The sequence below is a fragment of the Hymenobacter yonginensis genome, from assembly GCF_027625995.1.
GTDB classification, from domain to species: domain Bacteria; phylum Bacteroidota; class Bacteroidia; order Cytophagales; family Hymenobacteraceae; genus Hymenobacter; species Hymenobacter yonginensis.
Genome location: NZ_CP115396.1, coordinates 3,333,113 through 3,357,195 on the forward strand (window position 1 = coordinate 3,333,113; position 24,083 = coordinate 3,357,195).

Here is a 24,083-nt window from a genome sequence, read left to right on the forward strand (position 1 = left end):
TGGCTGAATCGCCTGACCTGGCCATTCATTACAGCATCTCCCCTCTTTTTTTCAGTGCGCGGCTTTCGGCCGCAGGCCGGCTAGCTTTTGCTGGCCGCCACGCGCCACACTTTGTTGCCGGCATCGTCGAGCACCAGCAGCGAGCCGTCGGGCATCGTCGTGACGCCTACCGGGCGGCCGTACACTTCTTTTTCGCCGGCGTTGGCAATGAAGCCGGTCACGAAGTCTTCCATCTTGCCGGCTGGCTTACCGCCCGCAAACGGCACGAATACCACCTTGTAGCCCGAAAACTCCGAGCGGTTCCAGGAGCCGTGCTGGCCCACGAAAGCCCCCTGCTGGTAGCGGGTCGGGAACGTCTGGCCTTTGTAGAATGCCAGCCCCAACGAAGCCGTATGCGGCCCCAGCGCCACTTCGGGCACCAGCGTCTTCTTCACCAGATCGGGCCGCTCGCCTTTGCGGCGTGGGTCTTCCTTGGGGCCGAAGTAGGCGTAGGGCCAACCGTAGAAGGCGCCGGGCTGCACGCTGGTGAGGTAGTCGGGCACGAGGTCGTCGCCGAGTTCGTCGCGCTCATTCACGGCCGTCCAGAGCGTTTTGGTGCCGGGCGCCCAGTCCATGCCCACGGGGTTGCGCAGGCCGGCGGCGTAGATTTTCTCGCCGCTGCCGTCGGGGTTTATCTCCAGGATGTTGGCCCTGCGCTGCTCGTTTTCCATGCCGTTTTCGCCCACGTTGGAGCCCGAGCCCACGCTCACATAGATCTTCGAGCCATCGGCATTAGCCAGCAGGTTGCGGGTCCAGTGGTTGTTGTAGCCGCTGGCGGGCAGCTCCAGAATCTTCTGGCCGGGGCCCGTGATTTTAGTCTGGCCGGCTTTGTAGGCGTAGCGCACCACGCCATCGGTGTTGGCCACGTAGAAGTAGTCGCCGAGTACCAGCATGCCCAGCGGCTGGTTGAGGTTGGCTAGGAAGGTTTCGCGCACGTCGGGCTTACCGTCCTTGTTGGTGTCGCGCAGCAGCGTAATGCGGTTGGCACTGGTTTCCTTCAGAGATTTCGAGGTATCCAGCTCCAGCTTGGCGGCCACCTTCTTCTTGAAGGAAGTCGGCACCGTGTTGGACTCGGCCACCAGCACGTCGCCGTTGGGCGTGATGTAGGCCCAGCGCGGGCTGTTGAAGCTGCCGGCATACTCCGTAATCACGAAGCCAGCGGGCACTACCGGCGTTTTGCCGGCCGGCCAACCAATCACCTTGCTGCGCTTGGTAGCCGACTTGGTGGCGTAGGGCTCGGGCAAAGCCGGCGCGGTGGCAGTGGGCTGGATAGCAGAATCGGGCGTAGCTACCGTCTGGGCAGGCGTGTTGGCGGGCGTATCGGTGGCGGGCTGGCCCTGGTTGCAGGATGCCAGCAGCAGCAGGGCCGCTACCGGCCCCGGAAAAGTCAGGTGTTTCATGTCAGAGTAGAATACGGAACCCGTTTCTACCCGCTTTAGCCTGATATAGTTACGTCGGCGGTGTTCCGGGCGACGGATGCCGGGGCAGCCGGGCGGCCCAGCACCCGCCGCAGCCAACGGTTGAGGGGCTCTTCCAGCAGCCGGTACAACAGAATGGAGCCTACGTACAGCAGCAGCACGCACACTATCTGGTTGCCAACAACTTCGTACAGCAGCTGCTGAAACACGCCCATATGGATCAGGTAGAAGGCGTAGGAGCTTTTGCCCAGCAGCACCAGCGGCCCGCTGCCCAGCAGGCGGCGCAGCCAGGTGTCTTCCTGCACCAGCCCCCACAGCAGCGGCCCGATGCCCACCAGCGGCAGCACCATATTGTTGATAAACATGCCCGGCCAGGTCATCACCCCGAAGGCATACTCCTCGGGGCCGTGCAGCCGGCTTAGGGCCGCCACGCAGGCCAGCATGCCGGCCAGGCCCACGTAGGTGAGGCCCTGAAACGGCAGCTGCCCGCCGCGCTGCCGCAGCCACCAGGCCAGCGCCACGCCCGTGAAAAACTCAGCGGCCCGGCCCAGGTACACGAACTGCAGCAGGAAATCGAAGGAATCGAAGAAGCCGTGCCAGGGCTGCGGCCGCCCGGCCAGCACCAGCGCCCCGCCCACCGCCAGCAGCACCAGCGGCAGCGCCCAAAGCCAGTGCGCGCTGCGCCGCACCAGCCAGAAAGCCAGCGGCGCCGACACGTAGAACATTTCCTCGGTGGTCAACGACCAGCCCTGCGCAATGCCGGTGTAGAGGTACTGCTGGAACAGGCCCCGCAGAAACGTGATATTGAGCACGTACTGCTCCAGCAGGTTGTCGGCCGTGTCGCGCCCCAGGTAATAGCATAGAACGAACGTGGCCGTGGTGAGCAGAAAGTACAACGGGTAGATGCGGGCAAAGCGGTTGGCGAAGTAGGTCCGCAGTTGCAGCCGCTCCTGCCCCAGGTAGCGGTAGCCAATCAGAAAGCCGCTGAGCACGAAGAAAATGGTGACGCCGATGTGCAGCTCAGCCGCCAGCGTATGCACCGTCCAGCCGAATTTCTCCGCCGAAAACGGGTTGAAGTGGTGCACAAACACCAGCCCCGCCGCCACGGCCCGCAGGCCCGTCAGGGCCGGAAAGTATTGTCTGGACTCGGGCTGTGCTGTAGGCATTCGGAGAGGATATAGGCTTTAGGAATAGGCGAACCGGCCGGCTAGCTACCGGCCCAGCAGAAACCGGAGCGGCACGGCTACGCGCTGTTGCCAGGCGGCTTCGTTGTGGGCGGCACCGGCGTACTTGCGGGTCAGCCAGCGCTGGCGCGGGTAGCGCACGGCCCGCAGCAGGCTGTCCACGCGCTGCTGGTGAGGCTCGTACCAGGCATCGAGGGTGGTGGTGCCGTAGTCGAAGTAGAGGCGCGGACGCAAGCGTCCGGTGAGGCGGGGCTGCAGGTAGACCAGCATGGCCGTGGTGAAGTCGGGCGTGCTTTCCTTGAGGCTCAGGGGCCAGTGCGTGGAGAGGCAGGCCGCGCCGCCAAACACCTGTGGGTACTCCATAGCCGCGTACAGCGAAATCAGCCCGCCCATGCTGCTACCGGCCACAAACGTATCGAGCCGCCGCGGGCTGGTGCGGTACTGGCTGTCGATGCGCGGCTTCAGCTCCTGCACCAGAAACTTCAGGTAGTCGTCGGAAAGTGGAGTGCCGGGGCGCTCCTGCGCCAGCCGGGCGCGGCGGGCTTCGGGCATGGCGGCATAGGGCTTGGCCGGGGCGTACTCGCGGAAGCGGCGGTCGGTATTCCAGACACCCACCACAATGCAGGCCCGCGCCTGCTTGGCCCCAATCAACTGCGTAAGCACGCTGTCGACTTCCCAGGCAGTACCGCCGTAGGACGTGGCGCGCTCAAACAGGTTCTGGCCGTCGTGCATGTACAGCACGGGGTAGCGGCGGCCCTGCTCGTAGCCGGGCGGCAGCCACACGCTCACGCGGCGGGGCTGCACAAACCGGGAAGTCACCAGGCCAAGCTGTTCCAGCCGGGCCGGCGAAGGCGTGGCGGGTTGGGCCGAGGAGGAAAAAGCCAGCCACAACAGCGGCAGCAGCACGAGCAGGCGCAGATTCATGCCGCAAGTATAACCACAAGCCCCGCCCCGATTGCCACCAAACGCCAAGTGGCTGCCTCCGTTGCCGGAAACAGCCACCCGTAAGTTGCGTTGAGCAGCCGGAAAAGGCCTAGCCGCGCGGCATCGACGTGCCGGGGCGGCCGACTGGCTTCACCTCGGGCTTGAACATATCGTCCACGTTGTCCATGTCGAGGAAGTCGGTGAACGTGTCGCCGCGCAAGCCCAGGCGGATGGTTTCCAGGCTCACGATTTCGTTGGGCGCAATGTTGCCCAGGTTCACGTTGGGACCCAGCAGCTTGATAAACCACACCTGCTGTGCTTTCTGCGGGGCTTCCCACAGGATTTTCTCGAACGGAATCTGGGTCAGGATTTCCTCAACCAGGCCCGAGCGCACCTCGCCGGTGCTGCGGAACAAACCCACGTTGCCGGCCTCGCGGGCTTCGCCAATCACCTTCACGGCGCCGGCTTCCAGCTCCGTTTTCATCTGCGAAATCCACTTGTAGGGCGGAATGATCTTCTCGGCATCCTTCGAGCCTACTTCGCTCAGCACCTGCACATCCTGGGCCAGGGTGCGGATGTACTCCAGCTTTTTGTCGTGTACTAGGTCAATCGAGCCGTCCGATACTTCGGCGTATTCCATGCCGTACTCTTCCAGCAGGCGGCGGTAGTCGTCGAACTGGTTGCGGATGATGAACGCCTCGAACAGCGTGCCCCCGAAATACACCGGAATGCCGGCTTCCTTGTAGGCCGCCAGCTTGCGCTTGAGGTTGGGCGTCACGAAGGACGTGGCCCAGCCCAGCTTCACGATATCGGTGTAAGGCGCGCCCACTTCCAGAAAGTCTTCTACTTCGCGCACACTCAGGCCTTTGTCCATTACCATGGTAAAGCCTTGCTCGCGGGGCTTGGCAGTGCGTTCAGGAAGTTGTGAGAGGTTGTAGTTCATGCTGAAGGGTCTTGGTTAGATTGGGTTTGAGGGCCTGACCAGCAGGCAACACTCCCGGCCCGATGAAGGCAATGCGGCAAAAGTAAGCCCGAATTTTATAACAGAAGGCCTGAGAAGACGTCGGGCGGCAGCGCAACCCATCCTCTTCCCAGGCCTTCAGTACCCGGCTTACGGCTTATTTATTTCCGATACTGGTCGATCAGGCGGGCCAGCGCCTGCTGCGACTCCAGCTCCGGGAAGTACTCAAACAGCAACTTGTGCTTGTCGAAATCCAGCACCAGTGCGTTTTCCAGCGTTTCGTAGGCGTCGCGGAAGCGACCGGCGGCCAGCTGGTAAGCGCACAGCCGGTAGTGCAGCTCGGCTTCCAGCGGCTGCACTTCCACGGCGTTGCGCATCAGGTCAATGGCGCCCTGAAAATTGCCCTGCTCGTAGAGGATGATGCTCCAGTTCAGCCACACGTCTTTGCTGTCGGGGGCCACTTCGGCCGCCTTCTCGTAGGCGTCCAGCGCACTCACCACGTTGCCGACTTGGTACTCGGCCGCCGCCAGCGCCATCCAGTATTCCACGCTTTCGGCGTAGATGCCCACAGCCTTCCGGAAGAAGTGCGTGGCCTCGAGGTAGCGCTCCTGCTCGTTCATGATGATGCCGATGCCAAACCAGGCCTCATCCATCTCCGGCTCCAAGTCGATAGACTTCTGGTAGAAGCGGCGGGCGGCGTCCCACTCGCGCAGCTTCTCGTGGCACTCGCCAATGTTGCAGAGCGCCTCCGGCGTCGGCTGGCCCTCAGGATAGCTCAGTTCAAACTCCCCAATGGCCTCCCGGTAGCGCTCCTGGCTGACATACACGCTAGCCAGATAGGCGTGTGCCTCCAGAAACTTGCCATCCACCAAAATGGCATATTCGAAGGCCGCCACGGCCTTGTCCAGTTGCTCCAAGCGGTAGTACGCCTGCCCCAGGTTGTACCAGGCAATGGCCGAGTACGGGTCGTCGTCGGTGAAGCGCTGGAAAAACGGCAGGTTTTCTTCCAGCCGCTCGCTCACCTCCAGGCAGTACAGCAGCTCCTGCACCGCCACGTCGTTGTCGGCGTTGATGCGCAGGCTTTTCTTGTAGTACTTGGCCGCGCTCTTGAACTTCTGCCAGCTTTGGTACGCAAGGCCCAGGTTGAAGAAGATGTCGTCGCGGTCGGGCGCGCGCTCAGCAGCCTGCAGGAAGAACGCCACGGCTTCCGCGAATTCGCCTTTCTGGGTGGCAATGATGCCGCGCGTTACCGCCACGTCCGGGTTGTCGGGGTCGAGGTGGGCTACGTTTTCAATCTGGCTGCTGGCTTCCAGGTACTCGCCTTTCATGGCCAGTACCTGCGAGCGGTCAATCAGGAGTTCGGTGCTGAAAGGGTATTGGGCAATGGCAGCCTCACAGGCCTGCAAGGCCTTGTCGTACTGCGTGTTGGTGGTATAATGGTCGATGATGTTCTCAAAATCGGCCAGGTCGAAAAAGACGGGCTCGTTCTGGGCCACCATCCGCTCGAAACGGCGCACGGTGTCCAATACTTCGTCCCGGTCCTCATAATTTTCATTCATTCTCATGCAGCTACAATCAAGTGCCGGTTATCCGTCAAAACGGCAGCCCCAGCGGGCTTCCCTCCGGCCAAACCCGCTTCAATACGGGTTATGGCCTAATATACAACAACCGCACCGGAGCCGGGCAGGTTCGCATGGCGTCATACCACGTGAAAAATAGTCGCCGGCGGCTTCCGGCTTACTGGCCGCTACCCTGCGTGTGGGCTGGCTGCTGGCGGCGCTGCAGTTGCTCGCAGCACCACGCTATGGTTTCCTGCAGCGGCCGAAAGAGCCGCCCGGTGGCCTGCTGCACCTTTTCGGCGCGATACAGAACGGGGCGGCGGCCAGCCCGGGCCGTGTCTTTGGTGATGAGCGGCCGAGCACCGGTCAGCACCGACCGCAGATGCTCCAGCCGCCAGATGCCTTCCGCCACCCAGTCGGGAACGGCCACGGTAGGCGGCCGGCGCCCGAAACAGGCTGCCGCGCGGGCCAGAAACTCTTGTAGCGGCAGGCTACCGGCACTCAGCACGTAGCGCTCCGCCGTCAGCTGGGTATCGAGCGTGAGGTAGAGCATACAATCCACCACGTCGCGCACATCCACAAAATTGACGCTGCCTGGCGTGTAGAAGCGGTGCTGCTGCCAAGCGTACCGAAACAGCCGGGTGCTGCTCCGCTCCCAGTCGGCCGGCCCCAGTATCACCGACGGGCACACGATTACGGCCTGCAGCCCTTCGGCCACGCCGCGCCACACCTCCAACTCCGCCAGGTATTTGGATGTGGCGTAGGCTCCATGCTCGGCGCCCAGGTCCCACTTAGTGTTTTCATCTAGCAGTTGGGGCTGGCTACCGGGCACTACGCTCGTCTCGGTAGCGCCACCACCCAGTGCCGCCACCGACGACACCTGGCAGAGTCGCACGCCCGGCTGGCGCAGGCAGGCATCCACGATGGCCGCTGTGCCCTCTACGTTCACCTGCAGCAGTGCCTCCTCGTCCTGCGGAGCGTAGGACACCAGCCCGGCGCAGTGAAATACGTGGGTGATGCCCTCCAGCGCAGTGGTCAGCAACGTCGTATCCCGTAGATCTCCTTCCACCCAATCCACTCCTTCGGCACCAGCCAGCGCCGGTATCTGCTGCCGATAGAGGGCGCGCACCCGCAGGCCACGGGCTACCAGCGCCGGAATCAGAAAACTTCCTATAAGGCCGCTGCCGCCGGTCACGAAAATCATGCAGTTCTTCAATCCGTTACAGCGTGTTGTTGAGCAGCGGCAGCGCCAGCAGTTTGCGCATGTATTCAGCCGGCAACACCTTGTCGCGCAGCGTAGCGGTGTGCTTGAGGTTGTGCGCGTCCGTGCCGACCATATCCACCAAACCGGCATCAACCAGCTTCTCCGCCACCCGTTTCGCACCAGCCGAGTAGTAGCCGGCCAGCGAATTCAGATTGACCTGCAGCATAGCACCGTTTTCACGCACCTTCACCAGATCCTCAAACCGACCATAGAAGTAGGTGTACCGCTCGGGGTGGGCCAGCACGGGCTGGTAGTTTCGGCTTTGCAGCTGGAAGATGGTTTCGGCGAGGTTCAGCGGCTCGTTGATGTAGCTAGTTTCTACCAGAATGTAACGCTTCTCGCCCCCGAAGGTCAGCATTTCGTCGCCGCGCTCAAGCCGCGGGCCAAACCATTCGTCAAGGTAATATTCGGCGGCGCACTCCAGCGTCATATCCTCCAGGCCAGCTGCACTGGCTGCCTGCCGCAGCGCTCGTAGCGCCCCTCGGATACCGTCAGGCGTATTCTTATAGAAGTCGCCCATGATATGGGGCGTCATGATCAGCTTACGATACCCCAGGGCGCGCAACTCCCGCAGCAACTCCAACGACTGCTCCAGGTTTTCGGCCCCGTCGTCAAGGCCGGGCAGCACGTGCGAGTGCATGTCGGCACCCAATTCTGCAAGCCCATCGGCAGCCAAAGCCGGCAAGGTAGCCGCACTGCCAAAGAGCTTCTGAAAGAAGGATGCCATAGCCGCTGTCCGGATTTAAGAGAAGCGCTTGCGCAGGCGCGCCAGCTTGCCGTCGGCCGGCTTAGTTTCTTCGTAATAGCCCTGTCCGTAGCCATATCCATACCCATAGCCATATCCGTAGCCATACAGGCCGCTGGAAGTAGCATCATTGAGGATAACGCTCAAACGGGTGAAGTTATTCGCCTTGGCCAGTTTGTTGATGTTCTTCAGGAAGGCCTTTTTCGAGTAGTTGGCCCGCACAATATAAATCGGAATATCGGCCTTGCGCATGATCAGGATGCCATCCGTCACCAGCCCAACCGGCGGCGTATCGATAAGAATGACATCGTACATCTGGTGCAGCTCTGCCAGCAGCTCATCAAACCTGCCGCTCAGAATCAGCTCCGACGGGTTAGGAGGCGTTGGTCCGGCCGAGATGAAGTCCAGCGTGGGGATAGAGGTATGCTGGATACACTCTGCAATGGAATGCTTGTCGATGAGAATGGTGCTCACACCCTTCACGTTCTCCGCACCGAAAGCCAGGTTGACCTTAGGCTTGCGCATATCCAGGTCCAGAATCACAACGCGCTGCTCCGATAGCGCAATAATCCCCCCCAAGTTTACCGACACGAATGTCTTGCCCTCCCCAGAGATGGTAGACGTAACCGAAATCAGCCGCTTCTTTTTGGCAGAGCTGATAAAGTCCAAGTTGGTGCGGATAGAGCGGATGGATTCAGAAATAGCTGATTTCGGGTTCTTGTCCACCACCAGCTTCGACACGCTCATCTTCTCCTTGTCATAGGTCGGAATAACTCCCAGCACCGATGAGCTGGTAGCCCGCTCCAGTTCCCGCACATTTGTAACTGTGTTGTGCATCAGATAACGTGTAGCCATCAGCGCCAATCCCAAGACAATACCACTTGCCAAGCCAATGGCGTACACCATCAATTTAACAGGTGAAATAGGTGCACTCGGTAAGCTGGCCGGCGACAGAATCTGGAAGTCCGGAGTAGTACCAGCCTTGGCGATATTGAACTCCACCTTTTTGTTCATCAGCATCAGGTACGATTCCTCGTACAGCTCCAGCGGACGGTTCAAGCGGGCTAACTCTGTAGCTTTCTGCGGCAGGGTCTGCAATTCAGAATTAAACAGATTTCGCTGCCGATCCAAGGCTGCCAATTGGCTGCGCAGCAGCTCTTGGCTCTGACGCATTGTACGGCGCACATTGCCCTTCACGAAGTTGAGTTGCTCCCGCTGCTGCTGAACAGCTTCGGTGGTTTCCTTATAAGAGCGAAGCAGACGACGTAAATTCCACTGCAGATCATTCAGTTCTCCCAACTGCTGGGATAATTGGCTGTTTTCCAGAATAGCCAGCGCCGGAATACTCTGCTCCACCGTCAGGTCTTCACGTGAGGTTATGGTGCCGCGCTCAGCCAAATCAGCCACCTCATTAAGTAAGCGAATCTTTTCTGATAGTTTAAGCCGCTCCTCTTCCTGCTTTTCCAGGCGAGCAGTGATTTCTCCTATGCTAGCCCGTACATCATACGTTTTGTTCTGCCGGGCGAAGTCCTGCAGATTCTCTTCCGCCTGTGCTAGGCTCTGCCGGTTTTCCGTGAGCTGCTGATCCAAAAACTGCAGCGTCTGGGCGGTAGCAGTCTGCTTTTGAGCAATTTTCTCCTGCAGATATACTGTGTCTATCTTATTAACGATAGCACGGGCTTTTGAGGGATTAAAGTCCTGAAAGGATATTTGAATAGTATTTGCATCCGGATTGACGATTTCAACCAGCAGGTTCTTATCCAAGTATGCATTAATTGCACCTTCGTCATTAATAGTAAAGAAGTAGTTACGCTCGAGCAGTGAGGCATCCATCTTCCCTACGGGCAGGATTCGCAACGTCATGCCGCTTATTCTTACGGACTGGTTCAAAGCGTAGTCGCCACCTCGCTCCTGCCCGTCTTTCTGGTAGGAGAGGTGAAAGAGTTGCGCGTCCTTGAAACGTAGGCTAAACTTGGTATTGAAGAGGATTTCCCCTTCGTACTGCACCCGAAAAGGGGAGGCACCATACAGCTCACTTTCCAGCACGGTCCCTTCGGCATAGTAGTTTACGTCCAAATCCAGCGAGTCGCGCAGACGCCGGTAGATAATATTGGATTTGATAAGTTCCACTTCTCCAGAAAGCTTGTTCAAGCTCTCAGCTTCCTTCATTACTCCACCCAATCCCAGTGTTCCGGCCTCAGTTTTTTCGTCGATCTTTAAAAGGGATGATGACTTGTATACAGGCTTAGTATAGCGAAGAAACAGCCAAGACCCAGTCAGGCCCAGGCCGATCAGCAGCAGCAGCCATAGCAGGCTCCGCCGGACTACCATCAGCAGCGTGTCAAAGTCAAGTCCGCCTCCCTCATCTGCTGGTTCCGACTCCACAGGCGCATTGCTTGCCCCGCCTGTAGCATTTCGGATCAGACTTTCCAGCTCGGCGTTTTCATTAACAGCCATTTACGAGAATAAGAGGTTGAGCGAATCAGAAAAAGCAGGGTGTACCTAGTTAATGGCTAACGCGTAAGTGAGATGATCAGACTTACGGTGGTTAGCAGGATAGATGACAAACCCAATACGGGTGCAGCATCGTTCAATGCATCATAGAAGGGACGACGAATAGGCTCGATATAGATGATGTCATTGGGCTCCACCTGCAGGTTGGCCCTACGCATTCCATCAATAGTTGTCAGGTCCACTTGTTCGATCTGTGGGTTTTTTAGGTTGCCTCGGATGATGCGAATATTGGAGGCCTTACCTCCTGACCTGTATAGGCTTCCGGTGCCACCGCCACTTCCGTCGATTCCGCCCGCTGAGGCCAATACCTCCAGCAGGTTCATGTTGTCATTTACAAGTGGCACGATTTTCCCCCCTGGTGAACCCAGTACGATGACCCGGTTGTTGGTCACGCGGGTAGTCACGAAAACTCCTTTGTAGAATTCGCTGTACTTGATCTGCAGGACGCTATCTGCTTGCAGCAGGGTTAGTCCCGAGATGCGCACCCGGTTTACGAGCGGTAACCGGACATAGCCATCCGTCTGCACCAAGAATTCCGACTCGCCGGCCGAGCTTTGCGCAGCGCCTCCGCCTTGCGCACCGCCTCCACTCTGGCCACTATTTCCCAATGTCCGGCTGCCATTAGCCCCGGTAGACAGCATTCCGGCAGGTGCCCCAAAGCGCAATTCACCGTTCGGATCGATAATTCGCTCACCTTCATTGGTGTAGACCCGCACCGAGAGCTGATCGTTGTTCTGAATGGTGTAGTTGCGGTTCACGCGGTTCACCACCCGGCGGATACGGGTTGTGTCGAGGCCTTTGCCATTGTCCAGCTGAAACATCACGCGCTGATTGTACAACCGATCAGTGCACGACGACACCAAGGTCAGAAAGGGCAGGCATAGCAGCCAAAACAGCGTTAGGTGGCGAGAAACAGATGGACGCATGCAGGCTAAGGGAGCCGGAAAAGTGAACGGATGGGCCGTGGCGAGGCTACATCCAGAGAAAGTGGTTTCTCTGAAAAACCTTCAAAGTTAACCGATTTAGCGGCCTCTTTCAAAATTGAGGTAGGCTCCCGTAATTCTGCACGCGGATTGGGGCAACCAAAATCGTACTTTCGCGGACCCAAAGCCGGGCTTTGCCGGTTATAGCTCTACTTCTCACCACCTTTCATTCTCCCACCCATGGAATTGGTTGCTACCGAAAACCAGACAATGATTGCTCAGATGGTGCGCGACTTCGGTGCGCAGCATATCAAACCCCACATGATGAAGTGGGACGAAAGCCAGGAATTTCCAATTGACGTGTTTCATAAACTCGGCGAAATGGGTCTGATGGGCGTTCTGGTTCCGCAGCAGTACGGTGGAGCTGGCTTTGGCTACACCGAGTACGTGACGGCTATTGCCGAGTTGTCGAAGATTGACGGCAGCATCGGCCTGAGCATGGCGGCGCACAACTCGCTGTGCACCGGCCACATTCTGCAGCATGCCTCCGAGGAGCAAAAGCAGAAATACCTGCCGAAACTGGCCTCCGGTGAGTGGATTGGGGCCTGGGGCCTGACGGAACCCAACACGGGCTCCGACGCCGGCAACATGCGCACCGTGGCCATTGCCGATGGCGACGACTATGTGCTCAACGGCGCCAAGAACTTCATCACCCACGGCAAATCTGGCAACGTAGCCGTGGTGATTGCCCGTACCGGCGAAGTCGGCGACTCGCATGGTATGACGGCTTTCATCGTGGAACGCGGTACCCTGGGCTTCGCGGCCGGCCGCAAGGAGGACAAGCTGGGCATGCGCGCTTCCGAAACCACGGAACTGATTTTCACGGACTGCCGCGTGCCGAAGGAAAACGTCATTGGTAAGGTAGGCGATGGGTTTGTACAAGCACTGAAGGTGCTCGACGGCGGCCGCATCAGCATTGCGGCACTGAGCCTCGGCATTGCGCAGGGCGCTTATGAAGCGGCGCTGCAATACTCCAAGGAACGTCACCAGTTCAACCAGCCCATCAGCAACTTCCAGGGCATTGCCTTCAAGCTGGCCGATATGGCTACTGAAATTGAAGCAGCCTCCTTGCTCACGTACCGCGCGGCCGATATGAAGGACCGCGGCCTGAACGTGAACCGCGAATCGGCCATGGCTAAGCTGTACGCTTCCGAGGTATCGGTGCGGGTGGCGAATGAGGGCGTGCAGATCTTCGGCGGCTACGGCTACACCAAGGACTACCCGGCCGAAAAATACTACCGCGACGCCAAGCTGTGCACCATCGGCGAGGGCACCAGCGAAATTCAGAAGCTCGTTATTGCCCGCACGCTGCTTAAGTAAGCAGCACAGGGGCCGTAGCGTTTTCGGCAAATACGTACTCGCAAGACACCTTCTTGCTGGAGGTGCTTTTCGGGTACGTGTTTTTTTTCCGGCAGTGAAATCAGTGAAAAAGAAGCGGCGTCCAGGATTTTGTGGAATCCGTTTTTAATCTTCCAACTCTCTGATTATCTTTGCGGCCCTTCATAGAAGAGTTTTCAACCCCACTGACATATGATCATCGTACAAATCAAGGAAAACGAGTCGGTTGACCGCGCCCTCAAGCGTTTCAAGAAGAAGTTTGAGCGCACGGGCGTTCTGAAAGAGCTGCGTCGTCGCACCTTCTTCCAGAAGCCGTCGATCACCAACCGTAAGCAGAAGCAGAAGGCCATCTACAAGCAGGTGACCTACGGCAACGAGGCTAACGCCTAGCACTCTGCTGCTTCCCGGGTTAAAAACCGGCTGATGCCCACTTGTGGCGCGTCAGCCGGTTTTTTCGCGTCCTGACAATCCGGATTTTTTTCTTCCCCTGAAATCCATACATTGGTTATCCGGCCCTAGCGGCCGGCTCTCTGATGTATGGATTTGTTTTTTGCCTACCTGCGGTCGGAACGACGCTACAGCCCCAACACGCTGCTGTCGTACCAGACCGATTTGCGCCAGTTCTCCGATTACCTGCGGGCGACGTACGAGCTGGAAGAACCGGCCCAGGCCGACCACACGCTCATTCGCTCGTGGGTGGTGACGCTGATGCAGCAAGACCTGGATCCGCGCACTGTCAACCGCAAGATTGCCTGCCTGCGCTCCTACTACAAGTTTCTGCTGACCACGGGCGCCATCGGGCGCAACCCCATGCTGCGCATCAAGGCTCCCAAAATGGCCAAGAAGTTGCCCGACTTCGTGCCTGAAGACAGTCTGAATGGGTTGCTGAACTCTTTTGAATTTCCTGACACTCTCGCAGGCCGGCGCGACCAATTGATTCTGGAGCTGCTGTATGGCACTGGCATCCGCCTGTCGGAGCTGTTGGGCATCCGGCCCGATGATGTGAGTTTGGCGGCGCGCACGGTGCGCGTGACGGGCAAGGGCAACAAACAGCGCATCGTGCCGCTGAACCCTACGCTGGTAACCGTACTGACCAGCTATATAGCGTTTCGGCAACGCGAGTTTGGGGCGGAAGGCAACGCCCACTCCGCGCTCCTCGTTACGGATAAGGGCGAACCGTTGTATGAAAAGCTGGTGTATCGGACTGTGAAGCACTATTTGAGCCAGATTACCACGGCGTCGTCGCAGCAGCACCCGCACGTGTTGCGGCATTCGTTTGCCACGCACCTGCTCAATAAAGGGGCTGACCTGAACGCCATCAAGGAATTGCTGGGCCACGCCAACCTGGCGGCCACCCAGGTATACACGCACTTATCCATTGACAAGCTGAAATCTGTTTTTGAACAGGCCCATCCAAAGGCCTGAGTTGTGTTCCTTTTTCTTACCTCCCAAACCCTACGACCGATGAAAGTACAGATGCATTCGGTGCACTTCGACGCCGACCAAAAACTGCTCGATTTCATCCAGAAACGCCTCGACAAGCTCGAAACCTTCTATGACCGCGTCACGGAAGGTGAAGTGATTCTGAAGCTGAACAACAAAGACGGTATTGCCAACAAGACCGTGGAAATAAAGCTGCTCGTACCGGGCGCCACGCTGTTTTCGCAGGAAGACGCGCCTTCGTTTGAAGCCGCCGCTGATGCTGCCTCTGAAAGCCTGAAACGCCAGATCACCAAGCACAAAGAGAAAATCTTGGCGCACTAAGCGTATCGTATTCACAAATAAAAAGCCCCGTCTGATTCCTCAGACGGGGCTTTTTGCGTTTTACGGCACAGGCTGAAGCCTATGCTACAGGCCGAATTCGGCTTTGATCTTGTCAACGTAGTCAAGCTTTTCCCAGGTGAAGGTTTCCACGGTGCGGGTGTTGCCGGCGGCGTCCTTCACCTCTTTGGTGCCGGGCTGGCGGCCCATATGGCCGTAAGCGGCCGATTCGCTGAAGATAGGGTTGCGCAAGCCCAGGCGCTGCACGATGGCGTAGGGGCGCAGGTCGAAGAGGCGCTGCACTTTTTCGGCAATCTGGCCGTCGGTGAGCTTCTCGCCGTGGCCGTTGCTGGCCTGCGTGGTGCCGTAGGTGGTCACGAACACACCCACGGGCTGCGCCACGCCGATGGCGTAGGCTACTTGCACCAACACTTGGTCGGCTACGCCGGCCGCTACCAGGTTTTTGGCGATGTGGCGGGCTGCGTAAGCGGCCGAACGGTCTACTTTGCTGGAGTCTTTGCCCGAGAAAGCACCGCCGCCGTGGGCGCCTTTGCCGCCGTAGGTGTCCACGATGATTTTGCGACCGGTGAGGCCGGAATCGCCGTGGGGCCCGCCGATAACGAATTTGCCGGTGGGGTTGATGTGGTAGATGATGGCGTCGGTAAACAGGCTCTGCACCTCGGGGCTGAGCTGGGCTTTCACGCGGGGCACCAGAATGATTTTGATGTCCTGCTCGATCTGCCGGAGCATGGTTTGCTCGTCCTGGTCGAACTCATCGTGCTGGGTGCTTACCACGATGGTTTCGATGGCCTCAGGCGTGTTGTCGTCGGCGTAGCGGATGGTTACCTGGCTTTTGGCATCGGGGCGCAGGTAGGTCATTTCCGTGCCTTCGCGGCGGATTTTCGACAGTTCCTGCAGCAAACGGTGCGAGAGGTCGAGGGCCAGCGGCATGTAGTTGGGCGTCTCCTTAGTGGCGTACCCGAACATCATGCCCTGGTCGCCGGCGCCCTGCTCTTCGTCGCTGGCGCGCTCTACGCCCTGGTTGATGTCGGCCGACTGCTCGTGCAGGCGGTTCATCACCTCGCAGGTATCGGCGTTGAACAGGTACTCCGGCTTGTTGTAGCCGATGCGGCGAATTACCTCACGAACAATTGGCTCGGCCTCTACATGGGCCTTCGACTTGATTTCGCCGGCTACCAGCGCAAAATCCGTGGTGACCAAAGTTTCGCAGGCTACTTTGGAAGCAGGGTCCTGGCGAAGATACTCGTCGAGAATAGCGTCAGAAATCTGGTCGGCTACTTTATCGGGGTGGCCTTCCGAAACAGATTCGGAGGTGAACAGGTACGGCATCAGCTTGTAGGGTAGAGTACGCGAGGGGCCGGCAGCCCCTGCCCTGCGGTTGGAGCAGGGCTACAAAGCTACTATTTAGTTGGGAGTTGCCGGCTATCCTGTTGGCGCGGGGCCTGCAGATGCTGCCAGCCCCGCGGCTAACCCCGGCAATGCGTTTTCCGTTGTAGCGCTACTCTCCCCTACTCTATTCTACCATGAAGAAACTGACTACTCTGACTCTGGCCGCCGGCCTACTCGCGCTACATGTGCCCCAGGTCCAGGCCCAGCAGGCCCGCTCGCCCTACCAGACCCGCTTCGCCGTCGACGGCCCCATCACAGCCGGCCTGGGGGCCCTCAGCATTACAGGGCTGCTGCTGGTACAAAAAAAAGACGGCCTGACGGACGCCCAGCTGGCTGCCCTCAACAAAAACGACATTCCCAAGTTCGACCGGTTTTCGGCGGGCTACTACAGCGACCGGGCCCAAACGGCGGGCGACCTGATTGTATATCCTTCGCTGCTGATTGCGCCGGGCCTGCTGGCGCTGGACCAGGACGTGCGCAGCCGCTACGGCCAGGTGCTGGGCCTGTACCTGCAGAGCATGCTGGCCGCCGATGCCACCTTCACCATGACCATCGGCAACGTGACGCGCTATCGGCCATTTCTGTATGGCACCGAAGGCGGAGGCGACCGGAACAGCAAGATTTCCACCAACTCGTTTTTTGCCGGCCACACGGCCCACACGGCGGCCGCCACCTTCTTCGCCGCCAAAGTCTATCACGACTTCCACCCCGATTCCAAAGCCAGACCATTCATCTGGACTGCGGCTGGCGTGGTGTCGGTGGCAGAGGCCTATACCCGCCTGGAAGCCGGCAAGCACTTCCTCTCCGACAATATTGTGGGGCTGGCTGTAGGTGCCACGGCGGGCATTCTGGTGCCGCAGCTGCACAAGAAAACAGGCAATACGTATAGCATCAGCCCGGTGCAGGGCCTCAACGTGAATGGCTACTCCTACTCCGGTTTGTCGTTGACTAAGCGGCTGTAAGTATCCTAATATTCGTTTTTACTTTCCATACCCCGGCTTGCCTTGCTGGCAAGCTGGGGTATTGTTTTTGGGCGTACACGAACGGGTTGCTGAGTGAGTTGCATCACTCCTCTATTACAGGCCGGGCCGCCGTCCACATGCACCCGCACTTTGGGCTTGGCAAAGCAGATACAGGCAAAGCATTTATCTTGCTGCTGAAAACTAGCCTGCGGCATCCAAGCAGGCATATCTGTTAAGAAGAATGCGTATTTTATCAGGAATAGCTGCCACTACGGGCGCTATACTATTGGCAGCTTCCGGGCTGCAGGCCCAGAGCTACATGCCGGGCTACATTGTGCCCACAGCCGGCGACACGGTGCGCGGCGAGCTGGAAAACGAGTTCTGGGAAGCTACTCCGGCCACGCTCCGGTTTCGGTCCGCAGCGGCCACCGAGCCTCAGGCATTGCGCACCGCCACGCTGAAGGGCTTTGGCTTTGTGCAGGGCCGCTACTGGCGCCGCCAGTACCTGACGTATGACTCCCTGGCCGAAACCCATACTAATATGGTACAGCCCGGCCCCCTGCGCACGCGCATAGTGTCCGACTCGGTGATGACAGAAGTGCTGGTAGATGGGGTAGCCACGCTCACGGCCATGCGCGGTGCCACCCCGCACTACTTTGTGCAGCGGCCAGGCCGCGCCCCGCTGGAACTGGTGGCCCGCACCAGCATCCAGACCAGTCCTGATGGCACCAACTACGTGCACTCCTTCAACAATTACCGGGAGCAGTTGGGCATCTATTTCGCTGACTGCCCGGCCTTGGCTGCCTCCTGGCGCGCACTACGCTTCGAGCCGCAGCAGTTGCAGCAGGCTATTAGCCGCTACAATACGCAGTGCCAAGGCCAGCCCGGCGACCTAGCATCGGGGGTGCCAGCCAAGCGGCCGCGCCTGGAGTGGGGTATACTGACTGGCGCCGCCTACACCCGCACCACCCTGTCCGATGGCCGGTCGCAGGGCCTGGCAGACAGTTCGCCAATCGACGCCCTTCAGGTGCAGGTTCTGCGGCTGGAGCCGTACTACCTTAACAATGTCCGGCTGGAAAGTGCGTTGCGGCCGCTGGGAGGGCTATACGCCGACCTGCTGTTTGCGGGCCGACGCTGGGCCATTCATACAGAAGCCACGGCTCGCCCGCTGGCTCCTCTGCGCTACGAGACGGCCACCGGCAGCCCGGCTTTCCCTACTAAAACCTACGAGCTACGCGGGCTTCAGGGGGCGGTAACGCTAGGGCTACGGGTATTGCGCCCACTGGCAGCCGGCCAACTGCTGGCAGGACTGGGTGGGAGCGTGCTACTCACGAAGTTGAGCCGCAACCAAGCCGAATATCCGGGTGTCAGCAGCCGGACGGCAGGCGGACTGATGCTGCCAGTGCGGGGCTCCCTGGGGTATCCCACTCGCCAGGCCGGCGGCTACCTGGAAGCAGGCTACCGCCAGGGCCGCTTCACCGCCACCGCGTCAGTACGGGCCCACTATGGCAACGTAAACGACGATACAGCCGTGGAATCAATAGTAGCTGATATCCGGACCGGCCGGTCGCTGGGCGTAGTGATGCCTAAATATTCGCTCAGCAGCTACCAGACCTCACTAACGCTGGCCCTGCGCCTCAACCGCAACACCGACCAGCGTTAGCCTAGTCCTGTCTTAGTTGCCGCCGCTACTGGCGCCACCCGTGGCCGGGCTGCCGGGCTTCAGGTTGGTTTCGAATAGCTTCAGGATGCGCTTGTACTCGTCGGTCCAGGAACTGGGCTCCACGAAGCCGTGGTCTTCGACGGGGTACACGGCCAGCTCCCAGTTCTCCTTTTTCAGCTCGATGAGGCGCTGCGAGAGGCGCACGATGTCCTGGAAGTGCACGTTGGTATCCACCATGCCGTGGCACATAAGCAGGGCGCCTTTCAGGCCGTTGGCGTAGTAAATCGGCGACGAGCGGGCGTAGGCTACCGAGTCGTTGTAGGGCTCGTTGAGGATGTTGTCGGTGTAGCCGTGGTTGTAGTGGGCCCAGTCCGTGACGGAGCGTAAGGCGGCGCCGGCCCGGAACACGTCGGGTTGCGTGAACATGGCCATGAGCGTGATGAAGCCGCCGTAGCTGCCGCCGTAGATGCCGATGCGCTGGGCACTCACGCCGTATTTCTCGGCCAATAGCTTAGCCCCATCGACGTGGTCGGTGAGGTCTTTTCCGCCCATGTAGCGGTAGATGCCGGTGCGCACGTCGCGGCCGTAGCCGGCCGAGCCGCGGTAGTCTATGTCGAGCACCGTGTAGCCTTTATCGACCAGCAGATTGTGGAACATGTACTCGCGCGAGTACTGGCTCCACCACTTATGCGCGTTCTGCAGGTAACCGGCGCCGTGCACGAATATCACGGCCGGGCCCTGGGCGGTGGGGTTGGCGGGGCGGTAGAGGCGGGCGTACACATCGGCGCCGTCGCGGGCCTTGATGGTGATGATTTCGGGGTCGCGCCAGGCGTAGCTCTCAAACTCGGGCGTGGTGCTGTGGGTGAGCTGGCGCATTTTGGCGCCGGGCTTGTTGTCCATCAGATACAGTTCCCAGGGCTTGTTGGTGTAGCTGTAGCGCACGGCTAGCTGCCGGCCATCCGGCGATACGGTAGCCTCGTTGGCGCCGTCGCGGGTGGTGATTTGGCGCAGCGTACCGCCTTCCAGCGGCAGATGGTAGAAGTGCTGCACGCCGGGGTGGGTGGCGTTGGCCGTGAGGTACCACGTCTTTTTGTCGCGGCTGAGCTCGGCTTTCTGTACCTCAAACTTGCCGCTGGTCAGGGCCTTTTTCTGGCCCGAAGTCACGTCGACGGTATAGAGGTGCGAGTAGCCGGTTTCTTCGCTCTGGAACCAGATGCGGCGGTTGTCGGGCATCCAGCCCACGTTACCGGCCCCGTACCCGATGCCGGGCCCGTTGATCCAGGCTTCGTCGCGCTGCCGGTCCAAGAGCGTGATTTTCTGGCTGACCGGGGTCAGTGCCACAATCCAGCGGTCCTTGTTGTCGGCGGAGCGCACCACCAGAAACGCCCGCTGCCCATCTTCCGACCAGAAGGGTCCGAACGGCTGCACACGGCGCAGCTCGGTGGCGGGCTTGGGCTGGCTGGCTTTGGTAGCGGCTGCCTTCGCGGAATCGGCGGGCATGGGGGCCTTGGCGGGCAGCTGGTACTCTTTGCGGTAGGCGGGCTGCTCGTCGAGGCCTTTTAGCTCGCGGTAGCCAAGCACGAAGGTGGTGTCGCGGGCCAGGTCGTACACGCCCAGCTCGTAGGCCGTCTGGGGCGCGCCCACCTTGGTGCGGGTGCTGATATCTTCGGTGAAGCCGGAAGCCGTGACGAAGCTGGGCACCAGCGCCACCTTTTCGGAGGCCGGCTCCTGCACCAGCGTGTAGGTCACGTAGCGGCCATCGGGACTGAGTTGGAGGTTGTCAATGGACTGCTGGCCAATCCAGATGGCTTTGGGACGCAGGCGGGCCAAGGCCTTCTGCTGCCGCTCTCGGGCAAGGCGGTCCTGGTCTTTCTGCCGGATTACGTCGAACAAAGCCAGCTGCTGCGCCCGCAGGAACCGCTCCGATTTATCGGTAGGCTGGCCGTTAGCGGGCTTGCTGCCCTTGCGGAAGTCGGTGCGCTGGGTGGTTTCGCCGGTGACGGGGTCCCAGGTGTAGAGGTTCTGGGCGCGCACGTAGCTCACCATGCGGCCACGCATGGCAAACGTGGGGTCGGTTTCGCGCTCGGCCGTGTTCGTGACGCGGCGCACCTTCCGGGTTTTCAAGTCCAGCAGGTAGATGTCGCCCTCCTTCTCGTACACCTTGCGGGTATAGGCCTGGTCGTACTCGCCGGAGCTGGCGGGCAGCTCCCGCTGCTCGCGCGGGCTCACCTTGCGCGGGGCGCCGGCGCTGCCGGCGGCCACCTGGTACAGCGAGTCGCGGCGGTTTTTCTCGGGGTTCCAGTTGAAGTAGATGGTGCGGCCATCCTCGCCCCAATACACGTTGGAGGGCGCGGTGCCCAGCCACTGCGCCTGGTCGCGCATGATTTTCTCGACGGTGAGCGGGGCCAGTCCGGCGGAAGGCGCGGCGGGCATCTGGGCCAGCGCCGGGGCCGACACGGCCAGCAGCAGCCCTAAAAAGCGTAGTTGGTGCATCATCAAAGCTACAATTCGAATTGAAAGAGTGCCATAGAGACACAATTGCAGACGCGGCGTTGCCAGCCCCATGTAATGAGAACCACTGTTGGCCGGCGCTTCATTATTGGAAGGAAACAGCCATGAATCCTATCTTCCGCCCATGAAAAACCTATTCCTATCCGGTGCTACCTTCCTACTGAGCACTATTTTTATATCCGCCAATGCGCAAAACGTCCGGTGGGGCGTAAAAGTCGGCGTCAATTACGCCGGTGTCACTTCGCCTAACTACGAGGGGCCACAACGCCGTTGGGCACCCGCTGTGGGAGTATTCGCCCAGGTGCCGCTATCTTCCGACGGGTTTCTGATCCTACAGCCCGAGCTCCTGTACTCACAGAAAGGCTCAAGAATCACCTATGCTAGTGGCACGTATACCGACCGATTTCACTACCTGGATTTGCCCATCTTGGCCAGAATCAATGCAGGCGGTTTGTTCTTCGAGGTAGGGCCACAGATTAGCTACCTGGTGGCTGTCCGCAACGAAGGTCCTACCGGCACCTTCACCAATACAGAAGGCGCTAACCGCCTACAGGCGGGTGGGGTAGCCGGCGTGGGATATCAACTGCCCATGGGATTGGGCCTGGGCGTGCGCTACACCCATGATTTGGTGCGCATTGCTCGGCAAGGCCCGCGCAACTCAGTATTCCAGGCGCAACTAAGCTACCTGCTCGGCAGTCGATAGCCTGATGAGCGCGCCACAACGCTACTGCTAGCCCTTACAACGTCCGCAGCTCCTGCGCGAGGTTGCGGCGGGCGGCGGCATCGAGCTGCTCCCGAAAACCGGGCGTGTGGTAGAGCACCGGCGCCTCCAACAGCTTCTGCAGCACCTTGCGGCGGCCGCGGCGGTAGAGCAGGCCCGGCACCAGGCGGTACTCCTGCCGCACCTGCCGGGCATATTCCTGGTAGCGGGCTTCGGAAGCACCCAGGATGGCCAGATCCGCATCCAGAAAGAACAGCAGGTCCGGGTCGTCGGGCGGCTGGGGCTGGGTGTGGTCGTGGGTGCGCTCAATCAGGAAGGCCACCCGCGCTTGGCGTTCGGCAGAGAGGGAAGTTGTTGCCAGAAATTCGCGAGCCAGCTCGGCACTTTTTGCTTCGTTGTCGGAGCGCAGTGCCTCGTACACGGCATCGTGAAACCATACGGCCAGTTGCACTACCGCCGGATCGTGCAGCTGGGCGGCGGCTTTGTCCACGGCGTCCAGCAGCGCCCGGATGTGGGTGAGCGTATGGTAGTGACGGCCTGGGGCCTCGTATGCCTTGGTCAGCTGCGTGAGCATGGCGGTGCGGGCGGCTTCATCGGGCAGTAGCGGGGCCGTGAGCTGGTGCCAGCGGTTGGCGAGGGTGGTTTCCATGTGGCAAGGCAGGGAATAGGCGTTTCTGATGTGACGAAGCCGGCCGGCAGTGGGCCGGCTTACCGCCGTCGGCTCAGCGCGTAGGGCACCAGCCCCGCCAGCACCGTCAGCAGGCCGTAGAGCGACTCGGTGGGCTTATCGTGGATGATAAACCAGAGCGTCCAGGCGCTGAGGGCCAGGAACAGCAGCGGCGTGACGGGGTAACCCCAGGCGCGGTAGGGCCGCGGCAGATTCGGCTCGCGCCAGCGCAGCACAAACAGCCCCAACACCGTCAGGAACGTGAACAGGTTGAGCACGAAGCCCGCATAGAGCAGCACTTGCTCGAAGGTGGCCGTGAAAATGAACAGCAGTGTGAGGCCGGTTTGCAGCAGCATGGCCCGCACCGGAATACCCGCCGCGCTCAGCTGCGCCAGCGGCCGCAGCGGCGGCAAATCCTCCCCCATCACCTGCACGATGCGCGGCCCGGCAAAAATCATGGCGCTGATGGTGGACACCAGCAGGGCCGCAATCAGCCCGCCCATCAACCGCCCGCCCAACGGCCCAAACAACTCCGTGCCCGCAATGAAGCCGACTTCGGCCTGCCCGGCCAGCTTGCTGATGGGCGTGGAATACAGGAAAACGAAGTTCAGGGCCACGTACAGGGCCAGCACCAGCGCCGTGCCCGTGAGCAGGATGCGCGGCAGCGTGCGTTGCGGCTCCTGCACCTCGCCGGTGGCGTACACGGCCGCGTTCCAGCCCGAGTAAGCATACGACACGTACACCAGCGCCACCGCAAACGCCGGGCTCAGCAGCTCGCGCCCCGCCGCCGCCGACGGCGCAAACGACAGCCCCTGCGGCACAGCCACCACCAGTCCCACGCCCACAAACGCCACCAGCACCAGCACCTTCACGGCCGTCACGACGAGCTGCAGGCGGCTGCCGGCACGGCGGCTGCTGGCGTGTACCGCCGTGAGGGCCAGCACCACGGCCACCGGCAGCAGCAGCGGCGGCAGCCCCGGCCACACGCTGCCCGCGTACTTGCCCAGCGCCATGGCCGCCAGCGCCGTAGGCGCCGCAAACCCCACCGTGCTTGACACCCAACCCGACAGAAACCCCACCGCCGGGTGGTAAATGCGCGACAAATAGTGGTACTCGCCGCCGGAGCGGGGCAGCGCTGTGGCCAGCTCGCCGTAGCTGAGCGCCCCGCACAAGGCCACCAGCCCGCCCACCGCCCACAGCATCAGCAGCGCAAACCCACTTTTGATGTCCGTCACCTGGAACCCCAGGCTGGTAAACACGCCGGTGCCCACCATATTGGCTACCACAATGGAAATGCCGGTCAGGACGCTGATTTTGTAGGGGCTGGCTTGGGGCATACGGCGCAAAAGTTGTGGGCCAAAGATGCACAAACCCCTGCTGCCGCTGCGTAAGCCACCAGCCAAAAAGCAAAAGCCCGGCAGCAACGCTACCGGGCTTCAGAACTAATACCAAATCGTCA

Annotated in this window: 21 protein-coding genes; 7 read left to right on the forward strand and 14 right to left on the reverse strand. The window is 60.3% G+C overall.

The window, feature by feature from the left end; genetic code table 11:
• Window positions 1-80 precede the first annotated feature (80 nt).
• The 9 genes from O9Z63_RS14410 to O9Z63_RS14450 all read right to left on the reverse strand — a co-directional run bounded on the left by O9Z63_RS14410 (window position 81) and on the right by O9Z63_RS14450 (window position 11,534).
• Entirely contained in the window at window positions 81-1,439 is a 1,359-nt protein-coding gene (locus tag O9Z63_RS14410; RefSeq protein ID WP_270125953.1) for a PQQ-dependent sugar dehydrogenase, read from the reverse strand.
• 35 nt (window positions 1,440-1,474) lie between these two features.
• Entirely contained in the window at window positions 1,475-2,623 is a 1,149-nt protein-coding gene (locus O9Z63_RS14415) for an acyltransferase family protein (protein WP_270125954.1), read from the reverse strand.
• 45 nt (window positions 2,624-2,668) lie between these two features.
• Window positions 2,669-3,565 (reverse strand): alpha/beta hydrolase, encoded by an 897-nt coding sequence (locus O9Z63_RS14420; RefSeq protein ID WP_270125955.1) that lies wholly within the window; start codon window positions 3,563-3,565, stop codon window positions 2,669-2,671.
• 109 nt (window positions 3,566-3,674) lie between these two features.
• Window positions 3,675-4,508 (reverse strand): phosphosulfolactate synthase, encoded by an 834-nt coding sequence (locus O9Z63_RS14425; protein WP_270125956.1) that lies wholly within the window; start codon window positions 4,506-4,508, stop codon window positions 3,675-3,677.
• A gap of 179 nt (window positions 4,509-4,687) precedes the next feature.
• Window positions 4,688-6,085, reverse strand: a complete 1,398-nt coding sequence (locus O9Z63_RS14430) for a tetratricopeptide repeat protein (protein ID WP_270125957.1) — start codon at window positions 6,083-6,085, stop codon at window positions 4,688-4,690.
• 178 nt (window positions 6,086-6,263) lie between these two features.
• The gene (locus O9Z63_RS14435; protein WP_270125958.1) at window positions 6,264-7,289 is read right to left on the reverse strand and encodes an NAD-dependent epimerase/dehydratase family protein; all 1,026 of its coding nucleotides are present in this window, start codon (window positions 7,287-7,289) and stop codon (window positions 6,264-6,266) included.
• A 16-nt stretch (window positions 7,290-7,305) separates the two neighbouring features.
• Complete coding sequence (locus O9Z63_RS14440; RefSeq protein ID WP_270125959.1) at window positions 7,306-8,076, reverse strand: tyrosine-protein phosphatase; 771 nt, start codon at window positions 8,074-8,076, stop codon at window positions 7,306-7,308.
• Window positions 8,077-8,091: 15 nt separating this feature from the next.
• Complete coding sequence (locus tag O9Z63_RS14445; RefSeq protein WP_270125960.1) at window positions 8,092-10,551, reverse strand: GumC family protein; 2,460 nt, start codon at window positions 10,549-10,551, stop codon at window positions 8,092-8,094.
• Between the two features lie 56 nt (window positions 10,552-10,607).
• Window positions 10,608-11,534: a polysaccharide biosynthesis/export family protein gene (locus O9Z63_RS14450; protein ID WP_270125961.1), complete on the reverse strand. Its 927-nt coding sequence runs from the start codon at window positions 11,532-11,534 to the stop codon at window positions 10,608-10,610.
• Window positions 11,535-11,771: 237 nt separating this feature from the next.
• Between O9Z63_RS14450 and O9Z63_RS14455 the strand changes: the two genes are divergently transcribed.
• The 4 genes from O9Z63_RS14455 (at window position 11,772) to hpf (ending at window position 14,693) form a co-directional block, all read left to right on the forward strand.
• On the forward strand, window positions 11,772-12,911 hold the full coding sequence (locus O9Z63_RS14455; RefSeq protein ID WP_270125962.1) for an acyl-CoA dehydrogenase family protein: 1,140 nt from the start codon (window positions 11,772-11,774) through the stop codon (window positions 12,909-12,911).
• A 210-nt stretch (window positions 12,912-13,121) separates the two neighbouring features.
• Complete coding sequence (gene rpsU, locus O9Z63_RS14460; RefSeq protein ID WP_044015913.1) at window positions 13,122-13,319, forward strand: 30S ribosomal protein S21; 198 nt, start codon at window positions 13,122-13,124, stop codon at window positions 13,317-13,319.
• A 147-nt stretch (window positions 13,320-13,466) separates the two neighbouring features.
• On the forward strand, window positions 13,467-14,354 hold the full coding sequence (locus tag O9Z63_RS14465; RefSeq protein WP_270125963.1) for a tyrosine-type recombinase/integrase: 888 nt from the start codon (window positions 13,467-13,469) through the stop codon (window positions 14,352-14,354).
• A 39-nt stretch (window positions 14,355-14,393) separates the two neighbouring features.
• Window positions 14,394-14,693, forward strand: a complete 300-nt coding sequence (gene hpf, locus O9Z63_RS14470; protein WP_044015909.1) for a ribosome hibernation-promoting factor, HPF/YfiA family — start codon at window positions 14,394-14,396, stop codon at window positions 14,691-14,693.
• An 84-nt stretch (window positions 14,694-14,777) separates the two neighbouring features.
• On the opposite strand, the gene metK is transcribed toward hpf, so the two are convergent.
• Window positions 14,778-16,040, reverse strand: coding sequence for a methionine adenosyltransferase (gene metK / locus O9Z63_RS14475; RefSeq protein ID WP_270125965.1), 1,263 nt, complete (start codon window positions 16,038-16,040; stop codon window positions 14,778-14,780).
• A gap of 194 nt (window positions 16,041-16,234) precedes the next feature.
• Between metK and O9Z63_RS14480 the strand changes: the two genes are divergently transcribed.
• Window positions 16,235-17,062, forward strand: a complete 828-nt coding sequence (locus O9Z63_RS14480; RefSeq protein ID WP_270125966.1) for a phosphatase PAP2 family protein — start codon at window positions 16,235-16,237, stop codon at window positions 17,060-17,062.
• A 5-nt stretch (window positions 17,063-17,067) separates the two neighbouring features.
• On the opposite strand, the gene O9Z63_RS14485 is transcribed toward O9Z63_RS14480, so the two are convergent.
• On the reverse strand, window positions 17,068-17,289 hold the full coding sequence (locus tag O9Z63_RS14485; RefSeq protein ID WP_270125967.1) for a hypothetical protein: 222 nt from the start codon (window positions 17,287-17,289) through the stop codon (window positions 17,068-17,070).
• A 14-nt stretch (window positions 17,290-17,303) separates the two neighbouring features.
• On the opposite strand from O9Z63_RS14485, the gene O9Z63_RS14490 reads away from it, so the two are divergent.
• Complete coding sequence (locus O9Z63_RS14490; protein ID WP_270125968.1) at window positions 17,304-18,725, forward strand: hypothetical protein; 1,422 nt, start codon at window positions 17,304-17,306, stop codon at window positions 18,723-18,725.
• Window positions 18,726-18,737: 12 nt separating this feature from the next.
• On the opposite strand, the gene O9Z63_RS14495 is transcribed toward O9Z63_RS14490, so the two are convergent.
• Window positions 18,738-21,221 carry a prolyl oligopeptidase family serine peptidase gene (locus O9Z63_RS14495; protein WP_333490316.1) on the reverse strand — a complete coding sequence of 828 codons (2,484 nt, stop codon included), beginning with the start codon at window positions 21,219-21,221 and terminating at the stop codon, window positions 18,738-18,740.
• Between the two features lie 139 nt (window positions 21,222-21,360).
• Here O9Z63_RS14495 and O9Z63_RS14500 point away from each other — a divergent pair, with 139 nt between their 5' ends.
• Complete coding sequence (locus O9Z63_RS14500) at window positions 21,361-21,939, forward strand: porin family protein (RefSeq protein ID WP_270125969.1); 579 nt, start codon at window positions 21,361-21,363, stop codon at window positions 21,937-21,939.
• Window positions 21,940-21,973: 34 nt separating this feature from the next.
• Here the strand turns inward: O9Z63_RS14500 and O9Z63_RS14505 are convergent, their stop codons facing one another.
• Together O9Z63_RS14505 and O9Z63_RS14510 are read right to left on the reverse strand one after the other, a co-directional pair.
• Window positions 21,974-22,606 (reverse strand): HD domain-containing protein, encoded by a 633-nt coding sequence (locus O9Z63_RS14505; RefSeq protein WP_270125971.1) that lies wholly within the window; start codon window positions 22,604-22,606, stop codon window positions 21,974-21,976.
• Between the two features lie 59 nt (window positions 22,607-22,665).
• Window positions 22,666-23,961: an APC family permease gene (locus O9Z63_RS14510; RefSeq protein ID WP_270125972.1), complete on the reverse strand. Its 1,296-nt coding sequence runs from the start codon at window positions 23,959-23,961 to the stop codon at window positions 22,666-22,668.
• Window positions 23,962-24,083: the final 122 nt, after the last annotated feature.